This is a genomic window from Paenibacillus sp. JSM ZJ436, from assembly GCF_044383795.1.
Lineage (GTDB): Bacteria > Bacillota > Bacilli > Paenibacillales > Paenibacillaceae > Paenibacillus_AQ > Paenibacillus_AQ algicola.
The window spans coordinates 56,619-62,894 of sequence record NZ_JBISEO010000020.1; the positions used below are offsets into that span (position 1 = coordinate 56,619).

Sequence of the window (6,276 nt, forward strand, 5' to 3'; positions counted from 1 at the left end):
TGACTTAAATCCATGCTCTCCGTTTCTAAATAAAGAGACACACTAAAGCTTGACATTCTAATAACAGCTGTGATAATCTTAAATAGTTAGAATTTCAACCTGAACTCACATATTGTAGAGGGTTATGATTTTGATGATAACCTTGTACAATATGTGATTTTTTTTTGGAATTGTAAAAATCAAATATATGGAGGTAATGAATCATGCAGCAAGGAACAGTAAAGTGGTTTAATGCAGACAAAGGTTTTGGTTTCATCGAGGTAGAAGGCGGAGACGACGTATTTGTGCACTTCAGTGCCATTACTGGCGACGGCTTCAAATCGCTTGACGAAGGTCAGCGTGTAGAATTTAATGTAGTACAAGGCAACCGCGGCCCACAAGCCGAGAACGTTGTTAAACTGTAAATCACGGTTAGAAAGTCCCAAACCTAGTTTTGGGGCTTTTTTTTACTCACTTCATGACTCCAAAAGAGAAAGAGGGATGCTGCTTGTACTATTCGCGGAAAAGACCGATGGTGGATCTTCCTGAGGAAATGACAACGATATGGTCATGCACTAATGAAGAGTGCAACGGATGGATGAGAGATAACTTTGTGTTTCTAGTTCAACCGGTATGCGGCCAGTGCAATGCCTTGATGGAGAAAAGCGAGAAAATGCTGCCTATTATAGCGAATACAAGTCCTAATCAAACAAAAACCACACGTTAGTAATAGCGAATATGCAGGGTGAAAGCAATCATATCATGACTCGCCTTTATACCTGGAACCCGCTCAGCGAGCGGGTTTTGCTTGTTTAATACCTTGGATAATTCATTTCCATGATATCCATAAACGGAACTTTAACCAATCCTTCATTAGTTTGAATATGTACCCTGCCTGTTCTTGGGTCCATCGTTACGATCGTCCCTGTAACGGTTTCTTCCCAGCCCCAAACTGTAAGCACAATCTTTGACTTCTCGTTATACGCCTCTGTAAGCTGATTTCCGAGTTCTTCGAGTACAAACTCATCTCTGGTAGGTCTTTTGGGTACCTTTGATTTAGCCATGCTGCAGCCTCCTGTATGGGTATTCTAGATAGTCTTCGCTCTAAACATGATACGCTACTCCTATGCCGCACACAATAACTTATACAGAATCCGCTTTTACGAGAATATATTTGCTTTGTTGTTTGTCGTTTGGGTTGGGAATCATGAGTTTATTAATCCGCTGCCTGAAGTCATTCGGGTCGTCCCTTTGATAGTTTTTTCCTGATTGCATATAACGTTCTTGCGTTCACGAACCCTCACTGGCTTCAGTGACCGAAGGGAACGGTCGTGATGCGATTAGACTGCGCAGCGTTGTCCACCTGATTCGCTTCCTTGAAATCTCGCGCTGACCAAGCGGCGGCAGCCCCGTAGCGTGAATTTGTTTTGTTGGATGTTCGTGACATCTTGAATTACTCACACATTCTCTTCGATTAATTTCTTTAAGTTGGCATTTCTATATTCTAAAAATCTCTTCATATATCTCCTTAATAATAATTGCTCTGCCATCCTGCCAACGATTCCAAATGGAGCTTCAAATCTTAGAATATCAATCATCAATGTCTTCCCACCTTGTTCGATAAATTCATGTCGATGAATTAAGCTCTTAAATATTCCTTTTTGCATTTCATCAGTAAATAGCTTAGGTTCTTCATATTCTATTATTCTTGAAGTTAGTCTTTGTCTTACTAAAAGATGATTTGCTTCAAATGTGACCGTTTCCCCAAGTCCAATTCGACCAAACCTGACACCGTCAACAGCTAATTCTCTTGTATGCGGCCAAACAGTTTTAGTATGTAATTCAATATCTCTGGCATAGTCAAAACAAATCTGAATCGGCGCATTGATAATGATTTCGGTTCTTAGAGTAATCAATGAACCACCGCCTTTTTTGTGTTTTAGGCTTTTCATGAATTTCTGATTTGCGCTTCTGTTGGCGAACCGAGGGACGCATGTCCGAAGCGAAAATATATGGTTAACTGACGTCAATGACCTCTTCGATTTGCTTCTACACCAGTAGGGCTGCTCTACAATCAAATCCACTCTGATTCACACTTTATTAATCATTCATTCTAATACGCTTTCCACCCACTTCACTTCGTTGTTTATGCTTTCTAATCTGATTTTCAAACGATTTCTCCATTCCCGCTTTCTATATCGTTTATAAACCCTCTATTTCATTGCCCATCTTCTATTTTTGAATTTCCACATATTTATTGATAAAACCACTATTAATATAGCTCCGTGTCAGTTCAGTTCGATAAAATTCTTCATACCATATAAAAAAAGCGCCCCTACTGCAACAAGTAACCCTGCAGCAATTATTACATACACAACGATTTTCTTTTCAGTAGATTTTTTAATTTTCATCTCCTCCTTAGAAAATTCGGCATTTGATACTCCTCCGCACTTTCGCACTTCAAAACTCTTTACCGATAAGGCTATCTAACCAAAGACTATCATAATACACTTTCAATACAATCCTATTGATTTCAGTTAACGTCCAATGCGTGAATATGTTGTTATCAAAATCACCTGACATCCTCGATATTGCTACAAATGCTTCAGGGATTAAATAATCAAAAGTCTGAATACTATTCCTTGTTATCAGTTCTCGCCTTCTCTGAAATAACCTACACCAATTGTCTTTATCTGTTTAATAAGCTTTTCTACATTTTTGGGTGATTTCAATACTATAATCTTCTTATCTTGATATTTCATTAGCTTTTCCATAATTCCTGGAATTTTTGTCTTTTTAAAATTCCAGACCCATTTAATAAATTCAAAGTCCAGACTTTCAGGACAATCTTCATTAAGGTCTGGTCTTGTCTTTCCGTGATAAATGAGCCTTCTCTTAATTACTCTATAAGTAGTTATCCATCTTGAAAAATCTAAAAGTATTATTACATCCGCTTGTGTCATTCGTATATCAAGTGTTCTTCCATAATTCCCATCAATAATCCACGATTCTTCAAGCACTAGTCTTTCTTGAAAATTATCCCATTCATCATTAGATGTTGATATCCATCCAAGTTGCTTTGAAAGAGTGGATTTACCTGCCCCACCAGACCCAATGATCATTATTCGCTTCATTTAAAACTTCTCCTATGCATTTAGGATTTGCGAAAATTTCGCTTAACGTTTCTCATGTTCACGGCGATCCTCGACAGCCGGGTGTGTAAAGGCAACCACTTCTTCGAATTTACTTCTGGGACCAAGGGCGAATGCCCAATGCGTGAATATGATGTTATAAGATGTCAGGGGGCCTCTTTATATTCTCTTTCAAAAAGCACTTTAGTCCATGTATTCTTTATCATTATTATGATAATATTAATGGCATCATAATGAATGAGGTGGTCAGATTGCCTACGATTCGTCCAATATCAGATCTGAGAAACAACTTTAACTTAATTTCTGAAATAGCACATCATGATGGTGAACCAGTTTTCATAACTAAAAATGGTCAAAGCGACCTCGTCGTCATGAGTCACGCTGCTTACGAACAACAGCAAGCACTAATTGAGTTGTATCAGAAACTTGCTATAGCCGAAAAGCAAAGTAATGATGGCATTGAAAGGAAAAGTCATGCTGAAGTGATGAAAAATCTAAGGAGTCTAATCAGTGGACAAAACGTATAATATTGAATACTTGCCCATAGCTGAGGAGGATTTATTAAATATCATCCATTATATCATGCTTGATAATCCAGAGGCAGCATTATTAATGGCTGACAAAATTGATCAATCTATATCTATTCTCGAAACTTTCCCGTATTGTGGTGCAATTCCAAAAGATACAAGGCTTCAAATATTAAACTATAGAATGTTACTCGTTGAATCTTATCTTGTCTTCTATGTAGTTTTAGGTGATATTGTAGAGATCCGCAGGATTCTACATGGCAAAAGAAAATATAACTTCTTGATGTAACTCATTATTTATGCCTTTCCCCTGATTTCTTATCACGTTCGTGCATTGACGAACCATAGCGAGGAGGCAATTTTTTGTTGTCCAAGTCAAAGATCTTATGAATATCAATGTCCGAATTTAAATGATCTTCAACCGCCACTTCAACTGCATCTCTATTGCACTCAATGAAGTAATAACGCATTTCTTGTCTATACCAAATTAATACAATAAGAGTTAAGAGGACAAATAAAAATGAAGTGATAATTAACTTCTTTCGCATTATTAATCTGGACCCCTTGTCAAGAACACTTAAAAAAAGAGTGGTATTGAAGATTTACGAGGCGGACAATAGATGATTCCTGTATTGAACAGGGGTCATCTTTTTTAATCCCCATTGATATCTGTGGTTGTTGTAATAGCGGATGTAACGATTCATTTCTTGCTTTAGCTCTTGAAGGGAATGGCAACTACGATGATCGACATGGTCCTTCATGTGGCCGAAGAACGATTCTTGGGGAGCATTGTCCCAACAGTTCCCGCGTCTGGACATGGACTGGCCTAACCCATTCTTCTTTAGCAACTCCTGATAGATGGGACTGGTATACTGGCTGCCTTGATCCGAGTGGATGAAAGCATTCTTTTGAAGCTTTAGACGTTTCTGTTTCTTGAGAGCGTCAACAGTATCCGTGGCGATGTCTAATGTCAGCCGATTGGATATGTTGTGAGAGAGGATTTCGCCCGTTGAGGCATCCAGTATGGTCGACAAATAGGCCATCTCGGAGCGGCCGTATGGAAGGTACGTGATATCCGTAAGCAGGGCCAGACCGGGTATGCCCTTCTTGAAATCCCTCTGTAGGGTATTAAGTGACCCAAGGGAACAGCCGCGATGCGGTTAGGCAGTGCAGGGTTGTCCGCTGATTCACTTCCTGGAAAATCCACGGGCGGACCAAGCGGCGAAATCCGTACAGCGTGAATATGTTGTTAGGAGAAGTGGACTTCTTCCTAAATATTTAAAAATAATGACACCTAAAGCTAGGTGTCATTATTTCTAAATGTATCTAAAAGTTTAGGATTAATATTCCCCAACTTTTCATCTAGTTTTACCTTCTCAAAACCAAGTCTCAAGATAGTTCTTACTAATGAGATTGAGTTCAACAGTGCATATAAAAAGAAACTTATATATAGAAATAAAATACCAATTAGACACCCAGTGAAAATTTCAGACTTTATGTTTGTAGAAACAAGCATAAACAATGCAACAGAAAAAATAGCATGCCATCCCCACAAAACACTCGATAAATAAAAAGGAAAGAAAAATCTGATATTCAGGTTCTTTCTGTTTAAGAAAAACAAAAAATTACTTCCACTAACTGAAAGAACAATTGCAAAGCCTGATATGACAATCGCAAGCATTGCAACGTCTGAAGCAATAACAAATTTAGTCAGCTCAATCGTGATACTCTTTAATTCAGCTGGGGAGATATAAAACATCGAATAAAAAAGAATCGTTGGGATTAATAAAGATAGATATGCTTCTTTGCAAAAGAATAACTTTGATATTCCAAAAATCTTTAACATATCAGTGAACGAATACTTATTGTTAGTCATTTTTAGATGCACCTAAGTGTTGCTGAATGGCTCTCTTAACAAAGACGAAATAATTGCGACTGTAATCTTCTATGATATCATCCCCAGATTGTATTGACTCATAAAGCAATTCTTGCTTCGATATTAATTGTTTACTCTCGCCATCTTGATCCAAACCTCGAATATCAAAATGCCCATATCCCGCTAAGGTCATGTTCACGGGTTTAGAGAACAGTTTTGAATCAGGATTCATCCCTTGATTCATTGCTTTGTACTCATGAGTAGCCTCATTTACCCCAAGATTCTTTAATTCCTTGTCCAATTCATCAAATTCTTCATCATCGTCCCAATTGGCCGGTATTAATTCAAATTTGGCGTAGTAAATGTGTTTGAATTTTCGCAATTCTGTTTTTAAGTTTTCAGCAGCAGGTAATATTTCGTACTTTATATCCCCTAGTTCTGAAGCATTAACTAGTATCAACTGCTTGAAAACTTCAACAAATTGATTTTTCGATATTCTCCCAATTCTCTCTTCAAAAGTCACAATTTCAGTCTCATAATCAAAAAGAAAATTAGACCAACTTGCAACATTCTCAATCTTCCCATTTTTCAATTTGGCATTTATTGTATCAACAATGAATCGGCTACACTTAGTTGGACAGGAAAATTAGGGGCTAGTAGAATGAAATCATCACAATGAGGAGCGGATCTACTATGCCAAGAGAAAGACGTACATTTACAGCAGAATTTAAGAGACAAATGG

12 protein-coding genes and 1 pseudogene are annotated in these 6,276 nt (G+C 37.8%); 4 read left to right on the plus strand and 9 right to left on the minus strand.

The window, feature by feature from the left end; genetic code table 11:
- Positions 1-203 precede the first annotated feature (203 nt).
- A complete protein-coding gene (locus ACH6EH_RS18145) occupies positions 204-404 on the plus strand; it encodes a cold-shock protein (protein WP_138226292.1) in 201 nt (66 codons plus the stop codon).
- Between the two features lie 53 nt (positions 405-457).
- The gene (locus ACH6EH_RS18150) at positions 458-706 is read left to right on the plus strand and encodes a cold-shock protein (RefSeq protein ID WP_397333320.1); all 249 of its coding nucleotides are present in this window, start codon (positions 458-460) and stop codon (positions 704-706) included.
- 85 nt (positions 707-791) lie between these two features.
- Here the strand turns inward: ACH6EH_RS18150 and ACH6EH_RS18155 are convergent, their stop codons facing one another.
- The 5 genes from ACH6EH_RS18155 to ACH6EH_RS18175 form a co-directional block, all read right to left on the minus strand.
- Positions 792-1,043: a YolD-like family protein gene (locus tag ACH6EH_RS18155; protein ID WP_397333321.1), complete on the minus strand. Its 252-nt coding sequence runs from the start codon at positions 1,041-1,043 to the stop codon at positions 792-794.
- Between the two features lie 245 nt (positions 1,044-1,288).
- On the minus strand, positions 1,289-1,426 hold the full coding sequence (locus ACH6EH_RS18160) for a hypothetical protein (RefSeq protein WP_397333322.1): 138 nt from the start codon (positions 1,424-1,426) through the stop codon (positions 1,289-1,291).
- Positions 1,427-1,436: 10 nt separating this feature from the next.
- Entirely contained in the window at positions 1,437-1,931 is a 495-nt protein-coding gene (locus tag ACH6EH_RS18165; protein WP_397333323.1) for an SRPBCC family protein, read from the minus strand.
- A 336-nt stretch (positions 1,932-2,267) separates the two neighbouring features.
- Positions 2,268-2,390 (minus strand): hypothetical protein, encoded by a 123-nt coding sequence (locus tag ACH6EH_RS18170; RefSeq protein WP_267900152.1) that lies wholly within the window; start codon positions 2,388-2,390, stop codon positions 2,268-2,270.
- Between the two features lie 237 nt (positions 2,391-2,627).
- On the minus strand, positions 2,628-3,113 hold the full coding sequence (locus ACH6EH_RS18175; RefSeq protein WP_397333324.1) for a P-loop NTPase family protein: 486 nt from the start codon (positions 3,111-3,113) through the stop codon (positions 2,628-2,630).
- 251 nt (positions 3,114-3,364) lie between these two features.
- Between ACH6EH_RS18175 and ACH6EH_RS18180 the strand changes: the two genes are divergently transcribed.
- Together ACH6EH_RS18180 and ACH6EH_RS18185 are read left to right on the plus strand one after the other, a co-directional pair.
- Entirely contained in the window at positions 3,365-3,658 is a 294-nt protein-coding gene (locus tag ACH6EH_RS18180; protein WP_397333325.1) for a type II toxin-antitoxin system prevent-host-death family antitoxin, read from the plus strand.
- Entirely contained in the window at positions 3,642-3,947 is a 306-nt protein-coding gene (locus tag ACH6EH_RS18185; RefSeq protein ID WP_138226299.1) for a type II toxin-antitoxin system RelE/ParE family toxin, read from the plus strand. Before ACH6EH_RS18180 ends, ACH6EH_RS18185 begins: the two co-directional genes overlap by 17 nt.
- A 4-nt stretch (positions 3,948-3,951) precedes the next feature.
- Here the strand turns inward: ACH6EH_RS18185 and ACH6EH_RS18190 are convergent, their stop codons facing one another.
- The 4 genes and pseudogenes from ACH6EH_RS18190 to ACH6EH_RS18205 all read right to left on the minus strand — a co-directional run bounded on the left by ACH6EH_RS18190 (position 3,952) and on the right by ACH6EH_RS18205 (position 6,126).
- Positions 3,952-4,206, minus strand: coding sequence for a hypothetical protein (locus ACH6EH_RS18190; protein ID WP_397333326.1), 255 nt, complete (start codon positions 4,204-4,206; stop codon positions 3,952-3,954).
- Between the two features lie 54 nt (positions 4,207-4,260).
- Positions 4,261-4,788: pseudogene (locus ACH6EH_RS18195) on the minus strand (IS3 family transposase); the annotation flags it as partial.
- A gap of 170 nt (positions 4,789-4,958) precedes the next feature.
- A complete protein-coding gene (locus tag ACH6EH_RS18200) occupies positions 4,959-5,534 on the minus strand; it encodes a hypothetical protein (RefSeq protein ID WP_397333327.1) in 576 nt (191 codons plus the stop codon).
- The gene (locus tag ACH6EH_RS18205; RefSeq protein WP_397333328.1) at positions 5,527-6,126 is read right to left on the minus strand and encodes a DUF4747 family protein; all 600 of its coding nucleotides are present in this window, start codon (positions 6,124-6,126) and stop codon (positions 5,527-5,529) included. Before ACH6EH_RS18205 ends, ACH6EH_RS18200 begins: the two co-directional genes overlap by 8 nt.
- Positions 6,127-6,276 lie beyond the last annotated feature (150 nt).